This window comes from Streptomyces sp. NPDC048383 (assembly GCF_040651775.1).
Lineage (GTDB): Bacteria > Actinomycetota > Actinomycetes > Streptomycetales > Streptomycetaceae > Streptomyces.
The window spans coordinates 422,308-448,474 of sequence record NZ_JBEZKS010000001.1; the positions used below are offsets into that span (position 1 = coordinate 422,308).

Annotated in this window: 22 protein-coding genes, 1 tRNA gene and 2 pseudogenes; 15 read left to right on the forward strand and 10 right to left on the reverse strand. The window is 69.4% G+C overall.

Annotated elements, in window-relative coordinates; genetic code table 11:
- Positions 1–237: 237 nt before the first annotated feature.
- From AB0D46_RS02055 to AB0D46_RS02065, 3 genes are all read right to left on the reverse strand, one after another.
- Positions 238–441 (reverse strand): cold-shock protein, encoded by a 204-nt coding sequence (locus AB0D46_RS02055; protein ID WP_112446604.1) that lies wholly within the window; start codon positions 439–441, stop codon positions 238–240.
- 619 nt (positions 442–1,060) lie between these two features.
- The gene (locus tag AB0D46_RS02060; protein ID WP_362875304.1) at positions 1,061–1,297 is read right to left on the reverse strand and encodes a hypothetical protein; all 237 of its coding nucleotides are present in this window, start codon (positions 1,295–1,297) and stop codon (positions 1,061–1,063) included.
- Between the two features lie 332 nt (positions 1,298–1,629).
- Positions 1,630–2,079 carry a hypothetical protein gene (locus tag AB0D46_RS02065; protein ID WP_362875305.1) on the reverse strand — a complete coding sequence of 150 codons (450 nt, stop codon included), beginning with the start codon at positions 2,077–2,079 and terminating at the stop codon, positions 1,630–1,632.
- A gap of 641 nt (positions 2,080–2,720) precedes the next feature.
- Between AB0D46_RS02065 and AB0D46_RS02070 the strand changes: the two genes are divergently transcribed.
- From AB0D46_RS02070 to AB0D46_RS02080, 3 genes are read left to right on the forward strand one after another with little or no spacing between them, the layout of a single operon-like run.
- On the forward strand, positions 2,721–3,461 hold the full coding sequence (locus AB0D46_RS02070; RefSeq protein WP_362875306.1) for a methyltransferase: 741 nt from the start codon (positions 2,721–2,723) through the stop codon (positions 3,459–3,461).
- 5 nt (positions 3,462–3,466) lie between these two features.
- Positions 3,467–4,429: a prenyltransferase gene (locus tag AB0D46_RS02075; RefSeq protein ID WP_362875307.1), complete on the forward strand. Its 963-nt coding sequence runs from the start codon at positions 3,467–3,469 to the stop codon at positions 4,427–4,429.
- Positions 4,426–5,775 (forward strand): FAD-dependent monooxygenase, encoded by a 1,350-nt coding sequence (locus tag AB0D46_RS02080; RefSeq protein ID WP_362875308.1) that lies wholly within the window; start codon positions 4,426–4,428, stop codon positions 5,773–5,775. Before AB0D46_RS02075 ends, AB0D46_RS02080 begins: the two co-directional genes overlap by 4 nt.
- A 388-nt stretch (positions 5,776–6,163) precedes the next feature.
- Here the strand turns inward: AB0D46_RS02080 and AB0D46_RS02085 are convergent, their stop codons facing one another.
- Positions 6,164–6,805, reverse strand: a complete 642-nt coding sequence (locus AB0D46_RS02085) for a TetR/AcrR family transcriptional regulator (RefSeq protein ID WP_362875309.1) — start codon at positions 6,803–6,805, stop codon at positions 6,164–6,166.
- A gap of 205 nt (positions 6,806–7,010) precedes the next feature.
- Between AB0D46_RS02085 and AB0D46_RS02090 the strand changes: the two genes are divergently transcribed.
- On the forward strand, positions 7,011–8,222 hold the full coding sequence (locus AB0D46_RS02090; RefSeq protein ID WP_362875310.1) for an FAD-dependent oxidoreductase: 1,212 nt from the start codon (positions 7,011–7,013) through the stop codon (positions 8,220–8,222).
- A 178-nt stretch (positions 8,223–8,400) separates the two neighbouring features.
- A pseudogene (locus AB0D46_RS02095) lies at positions 8,401–8,574 on the forward strand (ester cyclase); the annotation flags it as partial.
- Positions 8,575–8,828: 254 nt separating this feature from the next.
- On the opposite strand, the gene AB0D46_RS02100 reads toward AB0D46_RS02095, so the two are convergent.
- A tRNA-Gly gene (locus tag AB0D46_RS02100) sits at positions 8,829–8,902 on the reverse strand.
- A 506-nt stretch (positions 8,903–9,408) separates the two neighbouring features.
- Here AB0D46_RS02100 and dcd point away from each other — a divergent pair.
- The gene (gene dcd / locus AB0D46_RS02105; RefSeq protein ID WP_362875311.1) at positions 9,409–9,996 is read left to right on the forward strand and encodes a dCTP deaminase; all 588 of its coding nucleotides are present in this window, start codon (positions 9,409–9,411) and stop codon (positions 9,994–9,996) included.
- Positions 9,993–10,493, forward strand: coding sequence for a phosphoribosyltransferase (locus AB0D46_RS02110; protein WP_266935795.1), 501 nt, complete (start codon positions 9,993–9,995; stop codon positions 10,491–10,493). The genes dcd and AB0D46_RS02110 overlap by 4 nt, the downstream gene beginning before the upstream one ends.
- Before the next feature lie 73 nt (positions 10,494–10,566).
- Here the strand turns inward: AB0D46_RS02110 and AB0D46_RS02115 are convergent, their stop codons facing one another.
- Positions 10,567–11,481, reverse strand: coding sequence for a Yip1 family protein (locus AB0D46_RS02115; RefSeq protein WP_362875312.1), 915 nt, complete (start codon positions 11,479–11,481; stop codon positions 10,567–10,569).
- A 233-nt stretch (positions 11,482–11,714) separates the two neighbouring features.
- Between AB0D46_RS02115 and AB0D46_RS02120 the strand changes: the two genes are divergently transcribed.
- Entirely contained in the window at positions 11,715–12,782 is a 1,068-nt protein-coding gene (locus tag AB0D46_RS02120) for a hypothetical protein (protein ID WP_362875313.1), read from the forward strand.
- An 816-nt stretch (positions 12,783–13,598) separates the two neighbouring features.
- Here the strand turns inward: AB0D46_RS02120 and AB0D46_RS02125 are convergent.
- Positions 13,599–15,815: pseudogene (locus AB0D46_RS02125) on the reverse strand ((Fe-S)-binding protein); the annotation flags it as partial.
- 110 nt (positions 15,816–15,925) lie between these two features.
- A complete protein-coding gene (locus tag AB0D46_RS02130) occupies positions 15,926–16,471 on the reverse strand; it encodes a sugar transferase (RefSeq protein WP_362875314.1) in 546 nt (181 codons plus the stop codon).
- Between the two features lie 195 nt (positions 16,472–16,666).
- On the opposite strand from AB0D46_RS02130, the gene dnaK reads away from it, so the two are divergent.
- From dnaK to AB0D46_RS02150, 4 genes are read left to right on the forward strand one after another with little or no spacing between them, the layout of a single operon-like run.
- A complete protein-coding gene (dnaK, locus tag AB0D46_RS02135; protein WP_362875315.1) occupies positions 16,667–18,517 on the forward strand; it encodes a molecular chaperone DnaK in 1,851 nt (616 codons plus the stop codon).
- On the forward strand, positions 18,517–19,185 hold the full coding sequence (gene grpE / locus AB0D46_RS02140) for a nucleotide exchange factor GrpE (protein WP_362875316.1): 669 nt from the start codon (positions 18,517–18,519) through the stop codon (positions 19,183–19,185). The genes dnaK and grpE overlap by 1 nt, the downstream gene beginning before the upstream one ends.
- 39 nt (positions 19,186–19,224) lie before the next feature.
- On the forward strand, positions 19,225–20,409 hold the full coding sequence (gene dnaJ / locus AB0D46_RS02145) for a molecular chaperone DnaJ (RefSeq protein ID WP_362875317.1): 1,185 nt from the start codon (positions 19,225–19,227) through the stop codon (positions 20,407–20,409).
- A 1-nt stretch (position 20,410) separates the two neighbouring features.
- On the forward strand, positions 20,411–20,863 hold the full coding sequence (locus AB0D46_RS02150) for a helix-turn-helix domain-containing protein (RefSeq protein WP_362875318.1): 453 nt from the start codon (positions 20,411–20,413) through the stop codon (positions 20,861–20,863).
- Positions 20,864–20,996: 133 nt separating this feature from the next.
- On the opposite strand, the gene AB0D46_RS02155 is transcribed toward AB0D46_RS02150, so the two are convergent.
- Complete coding sequence (locus tag AB0D46_RS02155; RefSeq protein ID WP_362875319.1) at positions 20,997–22,037, reverse strand: helix-turn-helix transcriptional regulator; 1,041 nt, start codon at positions 22,035–22,037, stop codon at positions 20,997–20,999.
- 84 nt (positions 22,038–22,121) lie between these two features.
- Between AB0D46_RS02155 and AB0D46_RS02160 the strand changes: the two genes are divergently transcribed.
- Complete coding sequence (locus tag AB0D46_RS02160) at positions 22,122–22,457, forward strand: hypothetical protein (protein ID WP_362875320.1); 336 nt, start codon at positions 22,122–22,124, stop codon at positions 22,455–22,457.
- On the forward strand, positions 22,457–22,771 hold the full coding sequence (locus AB0D46_RS02165; protein WP_281208138.1) for a (2Fe-2S)-binding protein: 315 nt from the start codon (positions 22,457–22,459) through the stop codon (positions 22,769–22,771). The genes AB0D46_RS02160 and AB0D46_RS02165 overlap by 1 nt, the downstream gene beginning before the upstream one ends.
- 159 nt (positions 22,772–22,930) lie before the next feature.
- Here the strand turns inward: AB0D46_RS02165 and AB0D46_RS02170 are convergent, their stop codons facing one another.
- Positions 22,931–23,335: a TIGR03618 family F420-dependent PPOX class oxidoreductase gene (locus tag AB0D46_RS02170; RefSeq protein ID WP_362875321.1), complete on the reverse strand. Its 405-nt coding sequence runs from the start codon at positions 23,333–23,335 to the stop codon at positions 22,931–22,933.
- Positions 23,336–23,492: 157 nt separating this feature from the next.
- Here AB0D46_RS02170 and clpB point away from each other — a divergent pair, with 157 nt between their 5' ends.
- Entirely contained in the window at positions 23,493–26,090 is a 2,598-nt protein-coding gene (clpB, locus tag AB0D46_RS02175; RefSeq protein ID WP_362875322.1) for an ATP-dependent chaperone ClpB, read from the forward strand.
- The last annotated feature ends 77 nt before the right edge of the window (positions 26,091–26,167 follow it).

The window sequence follows — 26,167 nt, forward strand, 5'->3', positions numbered from 1 at the left end:
ATTTGATGCGAAAGCGGATCTGGCGGACAGGAATCTGTACGGCTCAGACGCTGAAAAAAGGTGGCGCCAGACGGGCGCGACAACCAAAAACAATCAACTCGGGTTCGGCTCCGAAAGGGCCGGTCGGCCGAGTGTCTCCATGATCGATACCGCGGGTGAACTCACCGCGGGAAATGCGTGCAGCTGGGGCCCGCACCCCGAGGGATGCGGGCCCCAGCTGCAGAATGCGTGTCAGCGTCAGGCGGGAACGATGTTCTCGGCCGTCGGGCCCTTCTGGCCCTGCGCGATGTCGAAGGTGACCTTCTGGCCCTCGTTCAGCTCGCGGAAGCCCTGGGCGGCGATGTTCGAGTAGTGGGCGAACACGTCAGGGCCGCCACCGTCCTGCTCAATGAAGCCGAAACCCTTTTCCGCGTTGAACCACTTGACGGTACCAGCAGCCATGTCATATCTCCTTTGGGGCAATGCATCGGCGACTGCACTGTGCGGACGCCGTGTCGCCGCGATGATGCCCCGCCCGGCAAAAGAGCCGGGAAATACAAAGCGCTTCCAGTGGAATGAATTCCGGTCTGGAGGCACTTGAAGTTCTTGGGTACCAAAACTGCAACCGAGATCGACAGTAGCACGCTGCAGCGGCCCGTGTGCGTGGAATATTTGCGGCCGCCGCGTTGCGGTAGAAACCCTCCCCGCTGGATCCATTAAATCCTTAGGTTGCGGCGACAGATATTGATTCCCCCTGACCGCAGCGTTTTTTGGGTGCTGGCCGCCCGCTGCGGGAGGTGGCAGCGAAGTTGGCTGGTCGGGGGCGTATCGAGGACGGGTCCCGACGTGGCGGACCGCTGGAGCGCTCCTCGCGGTGGCGAAGTCCTGTCCGACAACGAACGCGAAGTCGTTGTCGCGGAGGCGGCCCGGGTACCCGGAGCGGGCGTGCCGATACGCAGTCCTCCCGAGTGAACGTCGGAGAACGCGTGGCGCATGGTGGCTCCCGGTGCGTTCGGCGAGTTGCAGGGCGATTGCGGCGAGGTAGGTGGGCTTGCCCTCACGGACGTCGTCCCCAGCCGGCTTACGGTCGGACCGGGCACCCGGGTATTCGGCGGATCGGCCCGCGGCGCGCCATCCCCACCAGGAGAATGAAGGCGCGCAGACGCTTGCCGCCACGCAGTACGAAGACGGCCAGGAGACGGGCCACCTCGTCGCAGAACACCGGGTTGAGGGATTTCGCGTCGGCCAGGCGGCCGTAGAGCCATGTGGTCAGGACGGCTTCCACGGCTCCGGCGCTGTCGGAGTCCGGGTGCGGCACGTGCGCGTCGCAACGGGACTTCGGCGGGGCGGCAAACGGGCGGGGGGCATGGGGTCCGCTATTTCGGGCGAGAGGGTGGCGACTTGTTCTGCTGTTCAGAGTGGCGGAGGAGGACTGCCCAGGCCAGGGGTTGTAGCGGGGGCGTGCTGTCGTCCGCGCTGGTACGGCGATCGGCGCGCCACCACTACACCGAGGCATGGGCATCCGGCGAAAGATGAGCGGCGGCGCGCCGTGGGAGCCTCGGGAGCATTCGTCCGTCGGTCCGGGTGCCCTTGCGGGTGTCATCGTGCGTGGACGAATCCCGCTCCAGGGCGTTCTCGATGGGTTATGCGTCAGCCCAAGCGGCCCTGGAGGACGGCTGTGCAATTCATGAACGTGGCATCCTTCGTGAGGGTGGTACCGAAGGCATCGTTGATACGTGCGGCACCGGCCTCCTTCAGTGCGAAGTTCGTGGATCCCACCGTGACCTCGAAAGTGGTCAGGCTCGTGGGACGGCCACTGACGCTTCCGGGCACCAGGGGGTATGCGACCTCGGCTCGTGCTCCCGTCTGCGGCGCCTGCCCTGGCCGTGTCGTTTGCGGTGTCGCGCTCAGAGCACCTAGCGGGGTTTCGCCGGACGGCTTCAGTACGTCGAGCCGAGTCCCGTCCTTGCCGACCAGGGAGATGCCGCCCTCCATGTCCAGCTTGCCTTGGAAGGTCGAGCTCATCGAACCGGACACCTTGTCGAAGCGGACGCCACCGCCGGGAAGGGCGTCGGCGGGGGCCGCGGCCTCGACGCTCATGCCCCGTTCGTTGAGTACAGCGGTCAGGGCCCCGGTGGGGAAGCAGTCGACGGTCCCGCCCGTGACGCTGCCGGCCCGTACGTCGGCGGCAAGGGCATATGAGGCCGCACTCACCGTGAGTAGGGCGCAGGCCAAAGAAATTGCATAACGGCGACGCAAGGGGACTCCGATCGTTGAATGGGGGTGGTGATCACCCTAGGAGATCGAAGCTTCAATCTGGGGGGTCGAATGGGTGAATTGGTTTCGAGGGGACCGGTATTCAACATTCGGGTGCTCGGGACATCTGCTTCCGGATCGGCCTGCTCGAACGCTCTCGGTAACGGGGTGCCCGTCGGTGGGCGCCGTCCGGTACTACAGCCGGTTGTTCACGTGACGTGATGATGGGCGGGCTCGTTGGTGGGGGGCGACGCGCGGTCGTGTCATTCGTTCGGGTGTGACGCAGCCGGTCGGCGGCGTGTCCCGTGCCGACGGGCGGAGGGGTCCGACAAGGGTCGATGATCACCCGGTCGGCGGAAGTTGCCATGAGTGGCGCCCGGCGTGCGGAGCGGCAGTGCTGCGGACCGTCGCTCCGTTGGCGCGTAGGGTCACGGCCAGCCTCTTACGGCAGGCTTCGCTGCGTGATCACATGAGAAGGATATTTGGTGACGCATTCTCTAATCGATTCTGCCGTCCTGCCGACGGCGAGTGACAATGCATTTCGGATCGGCCTGCAGATGGTGGAGCTGCACGGCGAAGAAACGCGGCCCCGGCAGTTCGAGATGGCAGGGCTTCAGTGGCAGCTTCTTCCCCAGGTATTCGCTCCGACCCACACCGCGTCAACTGTGCTGTTCACCGAATGGCTGCCGTTTCCCGTGGGTGGAACCTTCCTGGAAGTGGGCTGCGGTGCCGGGGTGACGGCTGTGGTGGCCGCGTTGCAGGGGTGCTCACGGGTCACAGCGGTTGACATCAATCCGACAGCGGTGCGAAACACCGAGCTCAACGCGGCCCGCCATGGAGTGCGCGATCGCCTGCGGGTCCTGCGAAGCGACCTCTACAGTGCTGTGGCCGCCGACGAGAAGTTCGACCTGGTGTTCTGGAACTCCAATGTCATCTTCGCTCCGGACGATTTCGTCTACACCCGCGGGGTACAGCGCGCGATCTTCGACCGCAGCTACGCCGCGCACGACCGGTATCTCCGTGAGGGGCTGGGGCGACTGACGTCCGGGGGCCGGATGTTCCTGGGTTTCAACAGCCTCGGCGACGCGGGCCGGCTGACCGAGCTGGTCGCTGCATCCGGTGCGCGGATCACCGAACGTCGGCGGGCGACCCGCCACGCGGGAGGTGCCCCCGTCACGTTCCAGCTGCTCGAGGTGACGCGGTCCAGCGGCTCGAAGGCCGCGTGATCCCCGTGTACGCACCCCCGGTCGCCACGTCGATCCGTGCCCGGCCGGGGATCGTCAGCTACCTCAGGCTCGGCAAGGCACGGATGTACCACTACATCTACGGCTGGGCCCTGGGGCTGCTGCTCCTGCGATCGGAGGGCTTCCTCAGCGACGCGAGCCGAGAGGACTTGTTCGCCCTGGCCTGTGTGCTGGTCGGCACCCTGGCAGTGCAGTGGAGTGCGTCGGCCGCTGACGACGTCACCGGGTACTTGGACGGCAGCGACGAGCACAACTACCGGGGCAGACCTCGGGTGACGAGGGTCAGGAAACCTCTGATCACGGGTGAGCTGTCCCTGCCCCAGGCCGTTGGATTCGCCCTCGTCACCGGGACCGTCGGCGTCCTCGCCATCCCGGTGGGGGCGGGCATTCTGGACTGGCGGGTACCCGCGCCGGTGATCGCGGTCGCGTTCGCCGTACAGGTCCTGGGCGTCCAGTACTCGTGCGGCATCAAGCTCAGCTACCGGCCGTTGGGGCTTGAATCGGCGATCCTGGTCACCGGTGCCTGGACGGTGATCACGCCCTACTGGATCGTCGCCGGCACGGTCAGCCGCGAGGCCCTGCTGGTGGGCGCGCTGTTCGGACTGTGGCTGCTCCTGGTCGTGTCGTACGGCAACGCCTCCGACAGGTCCGGCGACGCAGCCGTGGGCCGCAAAACCCTCGCCGTCATACTGCCCCCGCTGTGGTTCGCCGTCGCTCTCCACATGCTGGTGGCGGTGCACGCGGTGCTGCTGGCGGTGCTGTTCGGCGCGACGCGGCTGAGGCCCGGCACGCTCGTGTTCGCCGCTCCGGTCGTCGTCCTGCACCTGATCCAACTCTGGTACGGGGTGTACGGGCGGAGATTGCGTACGGCCCGGTTCCTGGTGCTGCTCTCCATCGACCTCGGCTCCGTGGGCCTCGCCGCCGCGCTGATCGTCGGACACCCGTCATGAACGGCCCGGTCGGCGACCGGGCCGTCGTGGTCGGCGGCAGCATCAGCGGCACGCTCGCGGCCAGAGTGCTGTCCGACTTCTACCGCGAGGTCATCGTCGTCGAACGCGACAAGGTCGTCGGCGTACGGGACCCGCGGCGCGGAACCCCTCATGCGGGTCACGCCCACGGCCTGCACGCCCGCGGCTGCATGATCCTCGAGGAACTGTTTCCCGGCATCCTCGACGAGATGCGACGTGCGCGGTTCCCGATGGGAGACCTGGGCGAGCAGCACTGGTACTTCAACGGCGAACGGTTCCGCGCCGCCCGCACCGGTCTGCCGACGGTGACCACGCAGCGCCCCGTGCTCGAGGACTACATCCGCGGCAAGGTGGTCGCGCGGCCGGGCGTCACCTTCCTGGAGCGGACCGAGCTGACCGGACTGGAGGCCACCCCGTGCCGAGGTCGCGTGACCGGTGTCCGACTGCGGTCAGCAGCCGCAGAGGCCGTTGACGAATTCAGCCTCGGCGCCGACCTCGTCGTCGACACCTGCGGCCGTGGGTCGCGCACGCCCGTGTGGCTGGAGCAGTTGGGCTACGAACGGCCGCCCGAGGACCGCATGGCCATCGGCCTCGCCTACGTCACGCGCCTGTACCGCAGCTCGAAGTCCCTCAACGGCGCCCAGTTCCTTACGTGTCTGGCCTCACGCACCAACCCGCGGGGGGCGGTCTTCGGCCGCGCCGGCGACGACACCTACTACCTGTCCCTCACGGGGATCCTCGGTGATCATCCGCCCGTCGACCCGGACGGATACCTCGAGTTCTGCAGGTCTCTGCCCACCGCCGAGGTGTACGAACGCATTCGCGGTGCTACACCGCTGACGGATCCGATCGCCTTCCACGTTCCGGCGAGCGTACGCAGACGCTACGAGCGGCTGTCCCGTTTCCCCGAGCGGCTGCTCGTGCTCGGCGACGCCGTGTGCAGCCTCAACCCCAGCTACAGCCAGGGCATGACCGTGGCCGCGATGGAAGTCATGGCCCTGCGAGCCCATCTCGGCCGCGGCACCGACCCGAGCTCGCAGGCTTTCGTGCGCGACGTCGGCAGGATCATCAACCGCCCGTGGTTTCTGTCGACCACGAGAGATTTGCAGCACACCGGAGGTAAGGGAGTGCGCGCTCTCGCCGCCCGTCTGGGCAACGCATACGTGACCCGGCTGCACGGTGCGGCACCACACGACTCAGCTGCCACGGACGCCCTGATCCGGGTGGCGGGCCTGAGCGATCCGCCCACCACACTCATCCGCCCGCGCGTCGTCCTTGCAGCGCTCAAACGGCAGGGCCTTCGAGACCCCTGCCGAGCACCTCAGTGAACGTGGGGTTCGCCCGGGTCCCTCCTGGTCACTCCGAAACGCGAGCCGCGCGCTCTCGGAGTTCTTGGGCCTCCGGCACTCCGCTGTACCGGCGCAGGCGGACGCGCATGCCCTGGAGGGCGGCTTGGACCGCTATCGAGCGGATGCCGTCGGCGCATCACCCGGTGCCTGAGCATGGAAATGGGCTCTGACCTGCGGAAACGGTCGGCATCGGTTTCGGCCTGACTGCCTCGTCGGCCCCCTTGCTGACCGCTGTTCACCGTCCCGACTGGCACGTTGTGGGACGACCCCTCATGCGGGGACGGGAACCTGCCCCTCGAAGTCCGTAGTAGCAGTTGCTCTCCGCGAGGTCCGCTGTCGGTGCCGGCCGGCGTGGGGACCCGTCGTCTTACGGGCTGTCCGCCTCGTGTTCCCTGATCGCTGCCTCCACCAGGGCGCGCGCCGCCCAGGTGATGGCCTCCTCCTCGGCCTCCGGGCCAAGACCGCGGACGTCGCGCAGGGCGATCTGCGCCTCCCAGCCGACCACGATGGTCAGGGCCGAGATCAGCCGCTGGTACGACTCCTGGCTCAGGGTGTCGCGGAGCGGTTCGCAGGCCTGCTCCAGCCACTGGATCCGGCGGGGGCCGCGGCGCGGCCCGGTCGGCTCCGGAGTCTCGCCTGCCGGTTGATCGACGGTCAGGCGGATCAGTCGGCGGCCGAGGGGAAGCGACTGCGGTGAGTACTTCAACAGCGTCCTTATGAGGGCGTCCACCCGGCCCGCGGGGTCGCCGGCCAGTGCGGGGTCGTTCAGCGCTTCCTCGACCGGGGGCTCGTTGAGCGCGCCGGCGGTCGCGTCGATCAGCAGGTGGTCGAGGCTCGGGAAGTACGCGTAGACCGTGCGCCGCGACACGTCGGCGGCGGCCGCGATCTCGTCGATGGACGGCGTCGCTCCGTCGGCGCTCAGCCGGACCGCCGCGTCGACGATCGCCTTGCGGGTGCGGCGGCGCTGCGCTTCACGACCGCCGCGGCGGACCGGATCGTCACTGGTCATCGTGGCCTCTCGCTCCCGGATCGGGTCGCTGGGGTCTTGACGCCCCCTCAGGGAGTAAGTATATCTTCATGCAGTCGCTGCACAGGTGTGCAGTGACCGCACAATCGTGTACTTGATGGTGGGGCAGGTCACACAGCCGTACCTGTCACAGGAACCGGGGCGTCGGTGTCTTGAGGCCGAACCCCCTTGAAGCGGAGGACGCACCATGAACGAGAACACCGATGTGGTCGTGATCGGCGGAGGGTACGCGGGCGTCATGGCGGCCAACCGTCTGACGCAGCGCGGTGACGTGACGGTGACGCTGGTCAATCCGCGCCCGGACTTCGTCCACCGCATCCGCCTCCACCAGCTGGTGGGCGGGACCGACACGGCGGTCGTCGGCTACCGGGAGGTCCTGGCTGAGGGCGTACGGCTGGTGGTCGACAGCGTGACCCGGATCGACTCGGCCGGGCGTGCCGTGGAGCTGGCGGGCGGCGGCACGGTCGGCTACGACTATCTGGTCTACGCGGTGGGCAGTGGCAGCGCCGACCCGAGCGTGCCCGGGGCGGCCGAGTTCGCCTATCCCATCGGCACCTTCGAGGAGGCCGGGCGGCTGCGGCCGGTCCTCGACGCCGCGCCCGCGACGGCCGCGGTGACGGTCGTCGGAGCCGGCCCGACCGGCATCGAGACCGCCGCCGAGCTTTCGGAGGCGGGCCGCGCCGTGACGCTGGTGTGCGGCGGGGTGCTCGGCCCGTACCTGCACCCCCGGGGCCGGCGCTCGGTCGCCAAGCGGCTGGCCAAACTCGGGGTGACCGTCCTCGACGGCCCCGGCGCGAAGGTGACGGCCGTGACCCGCGACGCCGTACGGCTCGCCGACGGCCGCACGCTGTCGAGCGAGGTGACCATCTGGACCGTCGGCTTCGGCGTACCGGACCTGGCCGTGCGCAGTGGGCTGAGCGCCGACGCCCTGGGCCGGCTGCTCACGGACGAGACGCTGACAAGCGTGGACGACGTACGCATCATCGCCGCCGGGGACTCGGCGGCGCCGTCGGGCCTGCCGCTGCGGATGAGTTGCCAGGCCGCGATGCCGATGGGCGCGCGCGCCGCCGACACGGTGCTGGCCCGGATCGCGGGTGAGCGGCCCGAGACCCTCAACCAGTCCTTCGCCGCCCAGTGCATCAGCCTGGGCCGGGCAGACGGCATCTTCCAGTTCGCCAATCGGGCCGACGTCGCGGTGTGGTTCAACATCGACGGCCGCCTGGGCGCGAAGCTCAAGGAGGCGGTGTGCACGGGCGTCGTCAAGCACCTGGCCGACGAGGCGGGCAAGCCCGGCGCGTACCGCCTGCACCGCGTCTCGGGAGGCGCCACGCGACAGCGACTGCTCCAGGCCAAGCAGGCTGGGCAGGCCGAAGAGCCGGTGGCAGTGGCCGCGCTGTGAGCATCGGGGCGCAAGGGGACGACAGGGTGACGTTCGGCCGTTTCCACGATGCCGTGAACAGCGGCGATCTGGGGGTCATCTCGAAGACGATCGACGAGGTCGTCGAACCGGACGTGCTGTTCCACGCGCCGATACCGACAGGTGTGATGGGGCGCAGGCACTCAAGCAAGTGTGGGAGGTGCTCCTTCGGGCGTTCCCCGACCTTCACGTCAGGGTCGAGGACGTGATCACCGAGGGGGACAGGATCGTCTTCAGGAACACCGTCACCGGGACCCACCGAGGCGAGTACAGGGGCCTTCCGCCGACCGGAAGATCCGTGGCCTACAACGAGATCTTCATCTTCCGCTTCGCAGGCGGCACGATCGCCGAGATCTGGGGGGTCGTCGACATCTTCTCGCAGATGCGGCAGCTCGGCATGCTTCCCGGAGCCGGCCAGGGGGAGGCGCCGACTGAGCGAGCCGACGATCGGGCATGCCCCCTTACTGCCCAGCACCAGCGGGCAACCCGGCACCCTGTTGTCGCAGTTGGGGCACGTGCATGGCGTGCGTGCCCCGAGAGGTCTGGGCAACAAACAAAGCCCCAGGTCGCTGACCTGGGGCTTTGCGGTGGAGCGGATGACGGGAATCGAACCCGCGCTATAAGCTTGGGAAGCTCATGTTCTACCATTAAACTACATCCGCAATATGGACCAGTTGCCTGGATCCGTACCGTTGCACACTGTACCTCATGATCGACCCGCGGTGAATTCGCCCGCGGGGGCGGTGGTGCGTCGGCGAGTGCTGCAGGGCGCGTGGGCGCGGGAGTTGGGGCGTAGCCTAGGGCGCGGTCCGGTGGTTGGAGTGGCGGCTGGAGCGCGTCCCGAACATCCCTTAATGTGGCGATTCATCGCAGTACGGCTCGTTGGGGAAAGGGACTCGATGGAGCACACCGTCGTCCGTTGTGCCGAAGGGCACGTTTTCAGTACCGCCTCGTTTCCGCTCCAGCACCTCGGTGCCGGTCGGATCGGGCCCGGGCGGTTGCTGAGGTGTCCGCGGTGCGCGCGGCTGAGGCACGCGGTGCCCGTGGGCGGCGCCAAGCGCTGACGCGCCGAGCGCCGGGAAGTCCGGGGCCGGCCGGGAGTCCGGGCGGGGCGCGCGGGTTCGCTCTCGATTGGGGGTGGCCCGGGCGCTCTGCGTATCCTCGGGACGTGCTTCTCTCCGACAAAGACATCCGGGCCGAGATCGACAGCGGACGGGTTCGCATTGACCCCTTCGACGAGTCGATGGTGCAGCCCTCCAGCATCGATGTGCGTCTCGACCGGTTCTTCCGGGTCTTCGAGAACCACCGTTACGCCCACATCGACCCAGCCGTCGAGCAGCCCGATCTGACCCGCATGGTCGAGCCGGAGGGGGACGAGGCGTTCATCCTCCACCCGGGCGAGTTCGTGCTCGCGTCGACGTACGAGGTCATCTCGCTGCCCGAGGACATCGCCTCCCGGTTGGAGGGGAAGTCGAGCCTCGGCCGGCTGGGTCTGGTGACGCATTCGACCGCCGGGTTCATCGACCCCGGTTTCTCGGGGCACGTCACCCTGGAGCTGTCGAACCTCGCCACCCTGCCGATCAAGCTGTGGCCGGGCATGAAGATCGGGCAGCTCTGCCTGTTCCGGCTCAGCTCGCCGGCGGAGTTCCCGTACGGCAGTGAGCGGTACGGGTCCCGTTACCAGGGGCAGCGCGGGCCGACCGCTTCGCGCTCCTTCCAGAACTTCCACCGCACCCAGGTGAGGCACGACGCATGACTGACGGAGTACGCGAGAACCTCGACTACGAGGGGTTCGGACGCGCCGTGCGCGAGCTCGCGCAGACCATCGCCGACGACGGCTACGAGCCCGACATCATCCTGAGCATCGCCCGCGGCGGGGTCTTCGTCGCGGGTGGTCTGGCGTACGCGCTCGACTGCAAGAACATCCACCTCGTCAACGTGGAGTTCTACACCGGCGTCGGCACGACGCTGGAGATGCCGGTCATGCTGGCGCCGGTGCCCGAGGCGATCGACTTCACGGACAAGAAGGTCCTGATCGCCGACGACGTCGCCGACACCGGCAAGACGCTCAAGCTGGTCCACGACTTCTGCCTCGGCCACGTCGCCGAGGTCCGGTCGGCCGTGATCTACGAGAAGTCCCACTCCCTCGTGAAGTGCGAGTACGTGTGGAAGAAGACCGACGAGTGGATCAACTTCCCCTGGTCGGTCGAGCCGCCCGTGGTCAAGCGCGAGGGCCAGGTCCTCGACGCCTGAGGCGAGACGTACGACGAGGGGCCCGCCGCGCTGACCGCGCGGCGGGCCCCTCGTCGTACGTGCGGTCAGCGGGTCAGAGGGTGCCCAGCTTGATGATCGACAGCAGGGCGACCAGTTGGATGGCGGAGGCGCCGAGTGCCTTCTGCCAGGGCAGGTCGTGCGACTTGCTGATCAGCGAGGTGAAGAGCGCGCCGGCCGCGAGCCAGGTGACCCACCCCAGCACCTGCACGAACATGTTGTCGCCGCCCAGGAACACCGCGACCAGCAGGCGCGGGGCGTCCGTGATCGTCATGACCAGCATCGACAGTCCGACGGTCGGCTGCCAGGCCCCGTCGCCGCCCAGCTGGCGGGCCAGCGTGTGGGTGACCGCGCCGAGGATGAGGCCGCAGATGACGAAGGCCAGCCCCGTGGTCAGGACGATCGGGATCGCTTGCGTGAGGGTCGCCTTGATGGCGTCCTCGCGGGCCTTGTCGAAGCCGAAGACCGCGAGCATGCCGTAGAGGAAGGTGACGACCAGCGCCGGACCCCAGACGGCGTAGTCCCGCATCTGGAAGAAGGTCGGCCCCGGCCGCATCACGATGCCGCGCAGGAGCTCCTTCCAGTGCAGTCGGGGCCCCGCGGGCGCGGCGGCCGCCGAACCCGCCTGGTAGGTCGGGCCCTGGTTGTACGGGTCCTCGCCGAAGACGAAGGCCTGGGTGTGCCCCGGGTTGTTCGCGTACGAGGGCTCGTGCGGGGCCGCGTACGGGGCCTGCTGCTGCTGGCCGTACGGGTCGAAGTACTCCGGCTCGCCGTGATGCCCCCCGGCGGCACCCTGCTGGGGCCACTGCTGCTGCGGGGGTGGACCGGCGGGAGGGTAGGGCTGCTGACCGTACGGTGCCTGCGGCGCTTGGCGCTGCTGCTGACCGTACGGCTGCTGCCGCGGGGGTTGCGGGGGTTGTTGCGGGGTGCGGTTGTTGTCCCGGCCGCGTCCGATCCTGAATCCAGCCACGTGATCGAAAGTACCTGCTCGGCGGACCGTCGGTGGCCGGGCCGCCCGAACACGTGGCCTTTGCGGCTGAGCTGTGACATCCCCTAGGGGACGCCCGGGTGGGTGTTTTACGCGGCTGTGCGGCAGTCTGCGGTGGTTCGTTACCTTCCCGACGGAATGCCTATGTATCGGGCCCGTAGCTTCGTCGGTGTCGTCGCAACGGAGTCACGAACGAGCAGGAAAGAGCCCGCACCATGCGCAGCACCCGTCGCAGCACCCTTCGTACCGCCGCCGTCCTGACGGGAGCCGCCGCCGTGCTGGCGGTGCCCGTCGGATCCGCCTTCGCGGACTCCGCGACGGCTCCGGGGGCCGAGGCGCTGTCCGGGATCGAGCGGCCGGCCGTGGACCCGACGGCGCCGCCGCCGGTCACCCCGCCGGTCACGCCGCCCGTTGTGCCGCCCGTCACGCAGTCCACGACGCCGCCGGTCGCGGCGCGCGGCTACGTCACCACCGTGAAGCTGGCCGACGGATCCGTCGCGAAGGTCTACCGGGTCGGCGACGACCGCTTCGAGGCCGAAATATTCGCCGGCGGTCGGAAGGCGGGCAGCCTGGCCGCCGAGAACGGCCGGTCGACGAACGCCACCTGCGGCGGTCTCCACATCACCTTGCACGGGAACGGCCGGGTGACCTCGTGGGTCGAGGGCGGCGGCAAGCCGGTCCAGAAGCCCGTCGAGAAGCCGGTCGAGAAGTCGGTCGTGAAGCCGAGGCCGAACGTCAAGAAGGAGACCCGGATCCGCGTCACCCTGCCCGACGGGCGGATCGCGCGGCTCGTCGACGGCCACGGCCACGCGTCCGGCCCCCAGGGCAAGCGCGTGGAGCTCTTCACGCCGCACGGGCGCCCGCTGGGCACGATCGACCTGAAGCACCCGAACGCGCTGCACGACGGCTGGACGTACAAGCTGGTCCAGGACGGCAAGCGGCTCAAGTTCGTCGCCATCGACGGCCGGAGCGGCGGCGACAGTTGGGTCTACGACTTCGGCACCGGCAAGCTGATCGAGACGTACACGGTGGAGAAGGCGAAGCCGGGCACTCCCGCCGACGTCGTCACTGCTCCGACCCCGACCACGGCGCCGGTGGTCAAGCCCGCCGGGACGACGTCCTCCGAGCGGACCGCGTCCAAGGACGGCGCGCGGGTCGGCGCGGAGGGAGTCGCCCACAAGGGCGACACCCCGGCGCTGGTGGCGGCCGGCGGCGGCATGGCCGCGATGGGCGCGGCCAGCCTGGGCTTCGCGATGCTGCGGCGCGGCCGCGGCCGCGGCTGACCGCCCCCGCCCCGCCCTGCACGACGACGCACGCGAACGGCCGGTCCCCGAGGGGGGACCGGCCGTTCGCGTGTCGTGCGGCGCTGCACCCGCGCGCCGTGGGCCCGGGGCCTACTTGCCGCCCGTGGCCCCCGCCTCGCCCTTGACCGCGTCGCCCGCGGCCTCGGCTTCCGCCTCGTCGGCGGGCTTGGCGTCACCTTCGGGCTCGGCTTCCGCCTCGTCCGCGCGCTTGGCGTCACCCTCGGTCGTGGCTTCCGCCGCCTCGTTGGGTTTGGCCTCGTTGGGCTTGGCCTCGTCCTCGGGCTTGACCTCCGCCTCGTCGGCGGGCTTGGCCTCGTCCTTGGCCGCCGCCTCGGCGGGCTTGGCCGTGTCCGCGGGCTCGACCGCCGCCGCCTTGTCGGCAGGCTCGGCCTCGGCCGCGGCCTTCGTCTCCGCCTTCGCGACGGGCTCGGCTGCGTCCGTGGCGGCCTCGGCCCGGACCACGTCCGTGCCTTCCGGATCGGCAGCGCGCGCGTCCTCGGCCTGGGCAGCGGGAGCCGCCCCAGCTTCGGGCTCCGCCGCAGCTTCCGCCGCAGGCTCTGCCTCGGCCTTCGCCTCGGCAGCGGGAGCCACCTCAGCGGGCTCCGCCGCAACTTCCGCCTTCGCCGCAGCTTCGGCCTCCGCGTCCGCAGCAGCCTTCGCCTTGGCTTCCGCCTCCGCCTCGGCCTTCGCCTTCGCCTCGGCCTCAGCCTTCTCAGCAGCAGCAGCAGCAGCCGCGGCCTCCGCCGCCTCCGCCTCCCGCGCGGCCAGCGCCTCGGCCTCGGCGAGTTCCTCCGCCGTCGGCTCCGGGGCCTTGACCGACTCCAGCAGCAACTGCGCCACGTCGACGACCTGGACGGATTCCTTGGCCTGGCCGTCGTTCTTCTTGCCGTTGACCGAGTCGGTCAGCATCACCAGGCAGAACGGGCAGGCGGTGGAGACGATGTCCGGGTTCAGGGACAGGGCCTCGTCGACGCGCTCGTTGTTGATGCGCTTGCCGATCCGCTCCTCCATCCACATGCGCGCGCCACCCGCGCCGCAGCAGAAGCCCCGCTCCTTGTGGCGGTGCATCTCCTGCTGCCGCAGGCCCGGCACCGACGACATGATCTCGCGCGGCGGCGTGTAGACCTTGTTGTGGCGGCCCAGGTAGCAGGGGTCGTGGTACGTGACCAGGCCGTCGACCGGGGTCACCGGCGTGAGCCGGCCCTCGTCGATCAGGTGCTGGAGCAGCTGCGTGTGGTGGATGACCTCGTACTCGCCGCCGAGCTGGGGGTACTCGTTCGCGATGGTGTTGAAGCAGTGCGGGCAGGTCGAGACGATCCGCTTCGCCGACTTCGGCTTCTTCGTCGACGGGTCGTCGTCGTCCTCGCCGAACGCCATGTTCAGCATCGCGACGTTCTCCTGGCCGAGCTGCTGGAACAGCGGCTCGTTGCCCAGGCGGCGGGGGGAGTCACCGGTGCACTTCTCGTCGCCGCCCATGATCGCGAACTTGACGCCCGCGATGTTCAGCAGCTCGGCGAAGGCCTTCGTGGTCTTCTTCGCCCGGTCCTCCAGCGCGCCCGCGCAGCCGACCCAGTACAGGTAGTCGAACTCGGAGAGGTCCTCCGCGTCCTTCCCGATGATCGGGACCTCGAAGTCGACCTCCTTCGTCCACTCGACGCGCTGCTTCTTGGCCAGACCCCAGGGGTTGCCCTTCTTCTCCAGGTTCTTGAGCATCGTTCCCGCCTCGGACGGGAACGCGCTCTCGATCATCACCTGGTAGCGGCGCATGTCGACGATGTGGTCGATGTGCTCGATGTCGACGGGGCACTGCTCGACGCACGCACCGCAGGTCGTGCAGGACCACAGCACGTCCGGGTCGATGACGCCGTTCTCCTCGGCGGTGCCGATCAGCGGACGCTCGGCCTCCGCGAGGGCGGCGGCCGGGACGCCGGCGAGCTGCTCGGCCGTGGCCTTCTCGTTGCCCTCCATGTCCTTGCCGCCGCCCGCGAGCAGGTACGGGGCCTTGGCGTGCGCGTGGTCGCGCAGCGACATGATCAGGAGCTTCGGGGAGAGCGGCTTGCCGGTGTTCCAGGCGGGGCACTGCGACTGGCAGCGGCCGCACTCGGTGCAGGTGGAGAAGTCGAGGATGCCCTTCCAGGAGAACTGCTCGACCTGGGAGACGCCGAAGGAGTCGTCCTCGCCCGGGTCCTCGAAGTCGATCTCCTTGCCACCGCTGGTCATCGGCTGCAGCGCGCCCAGCGCGACGGCGCCGTCGGCGTTCCGCTTGAACCAGATGTTCGGGAAGCCGAGGAAGCGGTGCCAGGCGACACCCATGTTGGTGTTGAGGCTGACGACGATCATCCAGATCAGCGAGGTGCCGATCTTGATCATCGCGGTGAAGTAGATGGCGTTCTGCAGCGCGCCGAGCGAGAGCCCCTTGAAGGCCAGCACCAGCGGGTACGAGACGAAGTACGCCGGGTCGTACGAGTCCACGTGGTGGATCGCGCCCTCAAGGCCGCGCAGCGCGAGGATCGCGAGGCCGATCGTGAGGATGATGTACTCGACGAAGTACGCCTGCCAGGCCTTCGAGCCGGTGAAGCGCGACTTGCGACCGGCCCGCGAGGGCAGGCTGAGCAGTCGGATCGCGATCAGCACGAGGATGCCGACGACGGTCATCAGGCCGATGAACTCGATGTACATCTCGAACGGCAGGAAGCCGCCGATGATCGGCAGCGTCCAGTCGGCCTGGAAGAGCTGGCCGTACGCCTGGGCGAGGGTCGGCGGCAGCGTCAGGAAGCCGATCGCGACGAACCAGTGCGCGAAGCCGACGATGCCCCAGCGGTTCATCCGGCTGTGGCCGAGGAACTCCCTGACCAGGGTGAGCGTTCGATCCTTCGGGCGGTCCGTGCGGCTGCCCGCCGGTACCGGCTGGCCGAGCCTCACGAAGCGGTAGATCTGCGCCACGGCTCGGGCGAGCAGCGCGACGCCGACCACGGTCAGAACCAGCGACACGATGATCGCGGCGAGTTGCATGGGAGGGCTCCTCGGGCGGGACTTACTAAGCGGTAACTTATTGAGTCAAGGCTTGAGGTTACCCATTCCCCGCGCCGCAATGTAGACGAGCGTGCGGTGATCTGTGTCGCTCAGGCTTGCCTCTGTCGGTAGGCCGCCCGAGGGGTCTGCGCGAGGATCGCGAGATCCATCCCCAGCCAATGGCTCTCCACATAGTGCCGGTCGAGCAGGTCCATCTCCTCCCAGGGGAGGTCGGAACGCGCGCTGACCTGCCACAATCCGGTCATACCCGGACGTACGAGAAGTCGATCCGGTCGGTCCGTACCGTCTTGTGGACGCGGCCCGACCAGGGACATCTCACCCCGCACCACATTGAGCAGCTGCGGCAGCCCGTCCAGCGCGCACCGTCGGACCGCCGCGCCGATCGGCCCGGCGTTCGCGGTGCGCAGCCGCCAGGTGCGAAAGGATCGGCCGCCGAGTCCGACGGCCGGGGTGCGTACGAGGACGTCCGCGCGGCCGGCCGCGTACAGCAGGGCGGCGGTCAGCAGGAGCGGGACGACGGTCACCGCCAGTAGTGCCGTCGCGCCGGCGAGGTCGAGCACCCGCTTGGCGGGCGGCCCGGCGGGCAGGGTCCACCGTGCCGACCGGCGGGCCGGGAGCGTGAGGAGCAGAGGCATGCCAGCACGGTGCCGGACGGCCCGCGCACGCCCGGCGCGCCGCGCGGCGGCGGTCCCCCGCACGGCCCTGCGGCTGCCGGGTTGCGCGTAAGGAAGGCCTAAAGGTTGAGTCGCCTCGGCTCAGCTCTGTTGACGGACGGGCGAAGGTGGGGCATTCTTGAGCCTGTTCCACTCAAGTCAGCTGGAGGAATCAAAATGGCACGTGCGGTCGGCATCGACCTGGGCACCACCAACTCCGTCGTCAGCGTTCTCGAAGGCGGCGAGCCCACCGTCATCACCAACGCCGAGGGCGCCAGGACCACGCCGTCCGTCGTCGCCTTCGCCAAGAACGGCGAGGTCCTCGTCGGCGAGGTGGCCAAGCGCCAGGCGGTCACGAACGTGGACCGGACCATCCGTTCCGTCAAGCGCCACATGGGCACTGACTGGAAGATCAACCTGGATGGCAAGGACTTCAACCCGCAGCAGATGAGCGCCTTCATCCTGCAGAAGCTGAAGCGCGACGCCGAGGCCTACCTGGGTGAGAAGGTCACGGACGCGGTCATCACCGTCCCGGCCTACTTCAACGACTCCGAGCGTCAGGCGACGAAGGAGGCCGGTGAGATCGCGGGTCTGAACGTCCTGCGCATCGTCAACGAGCCGACCGCCGCCGCCCTGGCCTACGGCCTCGACAAGGACGACCAGACCATTCTCGTCTTCGACCTCGGTGGCGGCACCTTCGACGTGTCGCTCCTGGAGATCGGTGACGGCGTCGTCGAGGTGAAGGCCACCAACGGTGACAACCACCTCGGTGGTGACGACTGGGACCAGCGCGTCGTCGACTACCTGGTGAAGCAGTTCGCCAACGGTCACGGCGTCGACCTGTCCAAGGACAAGATGGCGCTCCAGCGCCTGCGCGAGGCCGCCGAGAAGGCGAAGATCGAGCTGTCCTCCTCCACGGAGACCTCGATCAACCTGCCCTACATCACGGCTTCCGCCGAGGGCCCGCTGCACCTGGACGAGAAGCTCACGCGCGCCCAGTTCCAGCAGCTCACCGCGGACCTCCTGGACCGCTGCAAGAACCCGTTCCACAACGTCATCAAGGACGCCGGCATCCAGCTGTCCGAGATCGACCACGTGGTCCTGGTCGGCGGCTCCACCCGCATGCCGGCCGTCGCCGAGCTGGTCAAGGAGCTCACCGGCGGTCAGGACGCGAACAAGGGCGTCAACCCGGACGAGGTCGTCGCCCTAGGCGCGACCCTCCAGGCCGGTGTCCTCAAGGGTGAGGTCAAGGACGTCCTGCTCCTCGACGTGACCCCGCTGTCCCTCGGTATCGAAACCAAGGGCGGCATCATGACCAAGCTCATCGAGCGCAACACCACGATCCCGACCAAGCGGTCCGAGATCTTCACGACGGCCGAGGACAACCAGCCGTCCGTGCAGATCCAGGTCTACCAGGGCGAGCGCGAGATCGCGGCGTACAACAAGAAGCTCGGCATGTTCGAGCTGACCGGCCTGCCGCCGGCGCCCCGTGGCATCCCGCAGATCGAGGTCTCCTTCGACATCGACGCGAACGGCATCATGCACGTCACGGCCAAGGACCTCGGCACGGGCAAGGAGCAGAAGATGACCGTCACCGGCGGCTCCTCGCTCGCCAAGGACGAGGTCGACCGCATGCGCCAGGAAGCGGAGCAGTACGCGGACGAGGACTCCCGTCGCAAGGAGGCGGCCGAGTCCCGCAACCAGGGCGAGCAGCTCGTCTACCAGACGGAGAAGTTCCTCGCGGACAACGCGGAGAAGGTCCCGGCCGACGTCAAGACCGAGGTCGAGACGGCCGTCACCGAGCTGAAGGACAAGCTCAAGGGCGACGACGCCGCCGAGATCCGCACGGCGACGGAGAAGCTCGCCGCGGTCAGCCAGAAGCTCGGCCAGGCCATCTACGCCGACGCCCAGGCCTCCCAGGCCGCCGGCGGCGCCGCCGCCGGTGACGCCGGTCAGGCCAAGGCCGACGACGACGTCGTCGACGCCGAGATCGTCGACGACGAGAAGCCGAAGGGTGGCGCTGCCTGATGCCGGAGGAGACCCCGGGATTCGACGAGAAGCCCGAAGTCCCCGCCGACGGCACGCCCGACGACGCCGCCGAGTCGAAGGCCGCGGCCTCCTCCGAGGAGGAGGCCGCGGCCCCGGCCGGGGACTCCGCAGCAGCTGACGTGGCCCTGCTGGCGCAGCTGGACCAGGCCCGTACGGCGCTCTCCGAGCGCACCGCGGACCTCCAGCGGCTCCAGGCCGAGTACCAGAACTACCGCCGTCGCGTGGAGCGGGACCGGATCGCCGTCAAGGAGATCGCGGTCGCGTCCCTCCTCACGGAGCTCCTCCCGACCCTGGACGACATCGGTCGGGCTCGGGAGCACGGCGAACTGGTCGGTGGCTTCAAGTCGGTGTCCGAATCGCTGGAGAGCGCCGCCGCCAAGATGGGGTTGCAGCAGTTCGGCAAGGAGGGCGAGCCCTTCGACCCGACGATCCACGAGGCCCTGATGCACTCGTACGCGCCGGACGTCACCGAGGACACCTGCGTGGCGATCCTGCAGCCGGGCTACCGGATCGGCGAGCGGACGATCCGCCCCGCGCGGGTCGCGGTCGCCGAGCCCCAGCCGGGCGCGGCACCCGCGGGCAAGTCCGAGTCCGCCGACGGCGACACGCCGTCCGACAAGGACACGGATGCCCCCGACAAGGGCTGACGTCCACCATGTAGGGAACCGAGAGGAGGGCCACCGGGGATGAGCACGAAGGACTTCGTCGAGAAGGACTACTACAAGGTCCTCGGTGTCCCGAAGGACGCGACCGAGGCCGAGATCAAGAAGGCGTACCGGAAGCTCGCACGCGAGTTCCACCCGGACGCCAACAAGGGCGACACCTCGGCCGAGGAGCGCTTCAAGGAGATCTCCGAGGCGAACGACATCCTCGGGGACGCCAAGAAGCGCAAGGAGTACGACGAGGCCCGCGCGCTGTTCGGGAACGGGGGCTTCCGCCCCGGTCCCGGCGGCGCCGGCGGTTCGTTCAACTTCGACCTCGGTGACCTCTTCGGAGGCCAGCAGCCGCAGGGGGGTCCGGGCGGCGGCTTCGGCGGCGGCCTGGGCGACGTCTTCGGCGGCCTGTTCAACCGCGGCACCGGCCAGGGTCCGGGCACCCGTACCCAGCCGCGCCGCGGCCAGGACATCGAGTCGGAGGTCACGCTCTCCTTCACGGAGGCCGTGGACGGCGCGACCGTCCCGCTGCGGATGTCCTCGCAGTCGCCCTGCAAGGCGTGTTCCGGTACCGGCGACAAGAACGGCACCCCCCGGGTGTGCCCGACCTGCGTCGGCACCGGTCAGGTCTCGCGGGGCAGCGGCGGCGGGTTCTCGCTGACCGACCCCTGCGCGGACTGCAAGGGCCGCGGTCTCATCGCGGAGACCCCCTGCGACGTCTGCAAGGGCAGTGGGCGCGCCCGCAGTTCGCGGACGATGCAGGTCAGGATCCCCGCGGGCGTCTTCGACGGCCAGCGGATCCGGCTGCGCGGCAAGGGCACCCCGGGCGAGCGCGGCGGTCCGGCGGGCGACCTCTACGTGGTGGTCCACGTCGACGGTCACCCGGTGTTCGGCCGCAAGGACGACAACCTCACGGTGACCGTCCCGGTGACCTTCGCGGAGGCCGCCCTCGGCGCCGAGATCAAGGTGCCGACCCTGAACGGTCCGGCAGTCACCCTGAAACTCCCCCCGGGCACGCCCGGCGGTCGTACGATGCGGGCCCGCGGCAAGGGCGCGGTCCGCAAGGACGGCACTCGCGGCGACCTCCTCGTCACGGTGGAGGTCACGGTCCCGACGGAGCTGTCCGACAAGGCCCGCGAGGCCCTGGAGATGTATCGCGACGCGACGGATCCCGAGGACCCGCGCGCCGAGCTGTTCGAGTCGGTGAAGGGAGCATGAGATGGACGGCCGCCGAAGGATCCATTACCAGCTGACCGACGACACCCCGGTCTACGTGATCTCGGTGGCCGCCCAGCTCTCGGGCCTGCATCCGCAGACCCTCCGCCAGTACGACCGCCTCGGCCTGGTCTCCCCGGACCGTACGGCCGGCCGCGGCCGGCGTTATTCGGCCCGGGACATCGAGCTCCTGCGCACCGTGCAGGCGCTGTCCCAGGACGAGGGCATCAACCTCGCGGGCATCAAGCGGATCATCGAACTGGAGAACCAGGTGGCCGCGCTCCAGCAGCGCGTCGCCGAACTCTCCTCGGCCGTGGACGGGGCGGCCGCCGCCCTCCAGGCCCGCGAGGCCCAGGTGCACGCCTCGTACCGGCGCGACCTGGTCCCGTACCAGGCTCCGCAGCCGGGCAGTGCCCTGGTCGTCTGGCGGCCCGGCCCGAAGCGCCCGCTGAGCTGAACGCCGGGCGCGGCCCGGCCCGCATCCGCGCAAGGCCCCTCCAGGAACGCTCCCGGCGGGGCCTTCCGCGTGCGCCGGGGCATATGCCGTCCCGATGGAGCCCTCGGGGTCGGGGAGCGCCGCCCGGGGCCCCTCAGAGCTCCGGCAGCGGGGGCGGCGGCGGGCCCGTCGAGTCGCGCAGGATGCCCGAGCGGGCGATGAGGAAGCCCAGCTGGGCGCGGCTGCCGCTGCCCAGGGCGGTGGCCAGCTTGGCGATGTGCGCGCGGCAGGTCCGTACGTTCATCCCCAGGCGCCGGGCGATCGCCTCGTCCACGTGCCCCTCGACCAGCAACTGCGCGATGGAGCGCTGCACGCCCGAGATGCCGTCGGGCCGGTGCGTGTAGGTAACTTCCTGGCTGAGCGGCACGGCGCGCCGCCACAGCTGCTCGAAGACCTTGATGAGGTAGTCGACCAGTCCGGGGTGGCGCAGTTCCAGGGCGACCCGGCGGTCGTCGCTGACGGGGATGAACGCCACGGTGCGGTCGAACACGATCAGCCGCTCGATGAGTTCTTCGAGGGTGCGGATCTCGACCTTGCCCGTGGAGATGCGGTCCACGTAGGCGAGCGTGCCCTGGCTGTGCCGCGCGGTGTGCTGGTAGAGGGTGCGGATGCTGACGCCGCGGTCGATGAGCGGGGCGTCCCGTTCCAGCGCCTCGGTCAGGGCGTAGGACGGCCGGGCGCCGCCGGGTTGGACCGTCAGCATCTCCGTGTGGCACTCGGCCGTCGCCAGGTCGAGGGCGGCGTTGATCTGGTCGAATCCCTCCAGCACGGTGATCGCGTGCGTGTTGGCGGGGTTCTGCGCACTGATGGTGAGGAACGGCTCGAATGCATCGGTGAGGTCGATCGCGCTGCGCCGACGGTCCTGGATCTCCCGCTCGAGGGGATGCAGGCGCTGGGCGAGGGCGACCGCCGGGGGAACCGCGCGGAGCTGGTTCGCGTCATCCGGGTCGGGGCGCAGCAGAGCGAATTCGAGCAGGCAGGGGATGTTTTCCACCTCACTACGAGGTACCCGGCCGGTGCTCAGTGCCGCCGCGTAAAGTCGAGCCCCCTCGTCGCACATGGATGTGACGGGGTGGGGATGTGTCGGGTTTGTGTCGTTTATGGGCAAATCTCCACCCCCCAGGGTCCTGAACATGCAAGAACATGATGCATCGTCCCTGTGGCCGTAACGTGCCTGAATGAGCCATGGTCTGACGTGCGGGGGAGAGGATTCCATCAAGTGAGGACGAAGCCGACCATGTACAAGAGAATGCTTCGCTCGGCGCTTGCCGTTGTTTTCTCCGCTGTTGCGGTATTTGGGGCAGTCAGCGCCGTCAATGGCGATGCGGGGAACGCACTGGCCAGTGACAGCGGCTGGAATATCGTGCCGAAGGGTAAGTCGGACAGCGGTTGGAACGTCGCGCCGGCCGACAGCGGCTGGAACGCCGCTCCCGCCGGTGAACCCGACAGCGGCTGGAACGACACACCCGCCGGTGAACCCGACAGCGGCTGGAACACCCGGCCCGCCGGAGAGCCGGACAGCGGCTGGAACATCGTGCCCGTGAAGGCGCTCTGATGACCCCCGACGACCGCGACTTCCGCCGCGAGATGGCCTCCGCCTATCGGTCCGGATGGCAGTTCATCGATCTCGCCACCGCCATTCCCCACACCGGCGATTCGTTGATGGTCACTCTGTTCGGCCAGCCGATCGTCGTCGTGCGCGAGGAGGACGAGGACGTCCGTGCCTACCGCTGCCTGCGCCGCCCCCGGGGCGCACCGCAGCCCGTTCGTTGCGAAGTTCGCTACGGCATGGTCTTCGTCAATCTCGATCAGCGCGACCACCAGCTCTTCGAACCCGATATCACCGCCGCCACCCCCCGCAGTGCCTGACGCGATCCCCCCGTCGTTGCAGATCGCCCAGGCGCTTCCCCCACACAACGGCGCCATCGTGGACCTGACCACGATGGCGCCGTTGTGATGTCCGCGTCCAGTGGTTGAACCGGACCATCGGCTGAACCGGACCACCGGTTCAACCGGATCATCGGTCCTTCAGGCCCGGCCCATGGCCCGGTCGAGGGTGATCTCCATGACGACCCGGTCGGGGTTGGGCGAGGGGACCCTCCCGTAGCGCTCCGCGTAGCGCGCCACGGCGTCGGCGACCGACGCCTCGTCGGCGCGGATCACCGCCCGGCCCTCCAGGGTGGCCCAGCGCCGCCCCTCCATCTGGCACACCGCCACCCTCGCGGCCCCGTCCGGCGACGCCAGGATGTTGCGCACCTTCTTGCTGTGCCTGTTGCTGATCACCCGGGCCAGCCCCGCCTCGGGGTCGTACGTCACGCCCACCGGCACCACGTGCGGGGTGCCGTCGGGGCGCGGGGTGGTCAGGGTGCAGACGTGCCGCTCCCGCCAGAAGGCGAGGTACTCGGACGTCGGGTTGAGTACGTCATGGGACATGGGCCGAGAGTACGTGCGAAGCACGGTCGATAGGGGCCGCGCTCAGGCTTGAGTGGAATAGACTCAACTTTGCAGACGCTGAATCTGTCAGAGTTGGCCCCGGGGCGCGTCCCGGACCACGTACCCCGTCATTCCCGTCGGAGAGGAGAAGCCGCAAGTGGACGCCGAGCTGACCAACAAGAGCCGTGCCGCCCTGAACGCCGCCACCAGCAGGGCCGTCAAGGACGGTCACGCCGACCTGACCCCCGCGCACCTGCTGCTGGCGCTGCTCGCCGGCGAGGACAACGAGAACGTCACCGACCTGCTCGCCGCGACCGAGGCCGACCAGGCCGCCGTCCGCGCCGGCGCCGAACGCCTGCTGGCCGCCCTGCCCAGCGTCACGGGTTCCACCGTCGCGCCCCCGCAGCCCAGCCGCGACCTGCTCGCCGTACTGGCCGAGGCCGACGCCGAGGCAGGCCGGCTCGGGGACGAGTACCTCTCCACCGAACACCTCCTCATCGCCGTCGCCGCCAAGGGCGGACCGGCCGGTGAGGTCCTTTCCGCCCAGGGCGCGACCGCGAAGAAGCTGCTGTCCGCCTTCCAGAACGCACGAGGAGGACGGCGGGTGACCAGCCCCGACCCCGAGGGTCAGTACAAGGCCCTGGAGAAGTTCGGTACGGACTTCACGGCCGCGGCCCGCGAGGGCAAGCTCGACCCGGTCATCGGCCGCGACCACGAGATCCGGCGCGTCGTCCAGGTCCTGTCGCGCCGGACGAAGAACAACCCGGTGCTCATCGGCGAGCCCGGCGTCGGCAAGACCGCCGTCGTCGAGGGCCTCGCCCAGCGCATCGTCAAGGGCGACGTCCCCGAGTCCCTGAAGAACAAGCGCCTCGTCTCCCTCGACCTGGGCGCGATGGTCGCCGGCGCCAAGTACCGGGGCGAGTTCGAGGAGCGCCTCAAGACCGTGCTCGCGGAGATCAAGTCGAGCGACGGCCAGATCATCACCTTCATCGACGAGCTGCACACCGTCGTCGGGGCGGGCGCGGGCGGCGACTCCGCCATGGACGCCGGCAACATGCTCAAGCCGATGCTGGCCCGCGGCGAACTGCGCATGGTCGGCGCGACCACGCTGGACGAGTACCGCGAGCGCATCGAGAAGGACCCCGCGCTGGAGCGCCGCTTCCAGCAGGTGCTGGTCGCCGAGCCCAGCGTCGAGGACACCATCGCGATCCTGCGCGGGCTCAAGGGCCGCTACGAGGCCCACCACAAGGTCGTCATCAACGACAGCGCCCTCGTCGCCGCCGCCACCCTCTCCGACCGGTACATCACCTCCCGCTTCCTCCCCGACAAGGCCATCGACCTCGTCGACGAGGCCGCGTCCCGGCTGCGCATGGAGATCGACTCCTCGCCCGTCGAGATCGACGAGCTCCAGCGCTCCGTGGACCGGCTGCGCATGGAGGAGCTGGCGCTGAAGAACGAGTCCGACGCGGCCTCCCGCGAACGCCTGGAGCGGCTGCGCAAGGACCTGGCCGACAAGGAGGAGGACCTGCGGGGCCTCACCGTCCGCTGGGAGAAGGAGAAGAAGTCCCTCAACCAGGTCGGCGAGCTCAAGGAACGCCTGGACGACCTGCGCGGCCAGGCCGAGCGCGCCCAGCGCGACGGGGACTTCGACTCCGCCTCCAAACTGCTCTACGGGGAGATCCCCGCGCTGGAGCGCGAGCTGGCCGAGGCCACCGAGGAGGAGGCCGCGTCCAAGGGCGGCGGCGCCAAGGACAGCATGGTCAAGGACGAGGTCGGCCCCGACGACATCGCCGACGTGGTCGGCGCCTGGACCGGCATCCCCGCCGGTCGGCTGCTGGAGGGCGAGACCCAGAAGCTGCTCCGCATGGAGGACGAGCTGGGCCGCCGGCTGATCGGCCAGCAGGAGGCCGTAGGGGCCGTCTCCGACGCCGTGCGCCGCACCCGCGCGGGCATCGCCGACCCGGACCGCCCGACCGGCTCCTTCCTCTTCCTCGGCCCCACCGGCGTCGGCAAGACCGAGCTGGCCAAGGCCCTCGCGGACTTCCTCTTCGACGACGAGCGGGCCATGATCCGCATCGACATGTCGGAGTACGGCGAGAAGCACAGCGTGGCCCGCCTCGTCGGCGCCCCGCCCGGCTACGTCGGCTACGAGGAGGGCGGCCAGCTCACCGAGGCCGTTCGCCGCCGCCCGTACAGCGTCGTCCTGCTCGACGAGGTCGAGAAGGCGCACCCGGAGGTGTTCGACGTCCTGCTCCAGGTGCTGGACGACGGCCGGCTCACGGACGGCCAGGGCCGCACCGTGGACTTCCGCAACACCATCCTCATCCTCACCTCGAACCTGGGCAGCCAGTTCCTGACGGACCCGGCGACCTCGGCGGAGGACAAGAAGGCCCGCGTCCTGGACGTGGTCCGCGCCTCCTTCAAGCCCGAGTTCCTCAACCGGCTCGACGACCTGGTGGTCTTCTCCGCCCTCGGCAGGGACGAGCTGGCCCACATCGCCGAGCTCCAGATCGGACGCCTCGCCCAGCGGCTCGCCGACCGCCGGCTGACCCTCGACATCACGCCCGAGGCGCTGGCCTGGCTCGCGGACAAGGGCAACGACCCCGCGTACGGCGCCCGGCCGCTGCGCCGCCTGATCCAGACCGCGATCGGGGACCGGCTGGCCAAGGAGATCCTGTCCGGCGAGGTGCGGGAAGGGGACACCGTACGCGTCGACGTGTCCGGCGAAGACCTGCTGGTCGGACGGGCCCTGTAAGGGGCGCCGCCCCTTACCCCGGTCCTACTCCTGTCCGCCCGGAGCGGATCGCGGGTGCAGGGGTGGACACGGGGTGG

What these genes read in the sequence shown, in the direction of transcription:
- grpE (WP_362875316.1), top strand. Translation starts at nt 18,517, where the DNA reads ATGCCGGAGGAGACCCCGGGATTCGACGAGAAGCCCGAAGTCCCCGCC.
- AB0D46_RS02170 (WP_362875321.1), bottom strand. Translation starts at nt 23,335, where the DNA reads ATGTCCCATGACGTACTCAACCCGACGTCCGAGTACCTCGCCTTCTGG.
- AB0D46_RS02155 (WP_362875319.1), bottom strand. Translation starts at nt 22,037, where the DNA reads ATGTTCAGGACCCTGGGGGGTGGAGATTTGCCCATAAACGACACAAAC.
- AB0D46_RS02055 (WP_112446604.1), bottom strand. Translation starts at nt 441, where the DNA reads ATGGCTGCTGGTACCGTCAAGTGGTTCAACGCGGAAAAGGGTTTCGGC.
- AB0D46_RS02165 (WP_281208138.1), top strand. Translation starts at nt 22,457, where the DNA reads ATGACCCCCGACGACCGCGACTTCCGCCGCGAGATGGCCTCCGCCTAT.
- AB0D46_RS02110 (WP_266935795.1), top strand. Translation starts at nt 9,993, where the DNA reads ATGACTGACGGAGTACGCGAGAACCTCGACTACGAGGGGTTCGGACGC.
- dnaJ (WP_362875317.1), top strand. Translation starts at nt 19,225, where the DNA reads ATGAGCACGAAGGACTTCGTCGAGAAGGACTACTACAAGGTCCTCGGT.
- AB0D46_RS02120 (WP_362875313.1), top strand. Translation starts at nt 11,715, where the DNA reads ATGCGCAGCACCCGTCGCAGCACCCTTCGTACCGCCGCCGTCCTGACG.
- AB0D46_RS02150 (WP_362875318.1), top strand. Translation starts at nt 20,411, where the DNA reads ATGGACGGCCGCCGAAGGATCCATTACCAGCTGACCGACGACACCCCG.
- AB0D46_RS02090 (WP_362875310.1), top strand. Translation starts at nt 7,011, where the DNA reads ATGAACGAGAACACCGATGTGGTCGTGATCGGCGGAGGGTACGCGGGC.
- AB0D46_RS02130 (WP_362875314.1), bottom strand. Translation starts at nt 16,471, where the DNA reads ATGCCTCTGCTCCTCACGCTCCCGGCCCGCCGGTCGGCACGGTGGACC.
- AB0D46_RS02085 (WP_362875309.1), bottom strand. Translation starts at nt 6,805, where the DNA reads ATGACCAGTGACGATCCGGTCCGCCGCGGCGGTCGTGAAGCGCAGCGC.
- dnaK (WP_362875315.1), top strand. Translation starts at nt 16,667, where the DNA reads ATGGCACGTGCGGTCGGCATCGACCTGGGCACCACCAACTCCGTCGTC.
- AB0D46_RS02065 (WP_362875305.1), bottom strand. Translation starts at nt 2,079, where the DNA reads ATGAGCGTCGAGGCCGCGGCCCCCGCCGACGCCCTTCCCGGCGGTGGC.
- AB0D46_RS02080 (WP_362875308.1), top strand. Translation starts at nt 4,426, where the DNA reads ATGAACGGCCCGGTCGGCGACCGGGCCGTCGTGGTCGGCGGCAGCATC.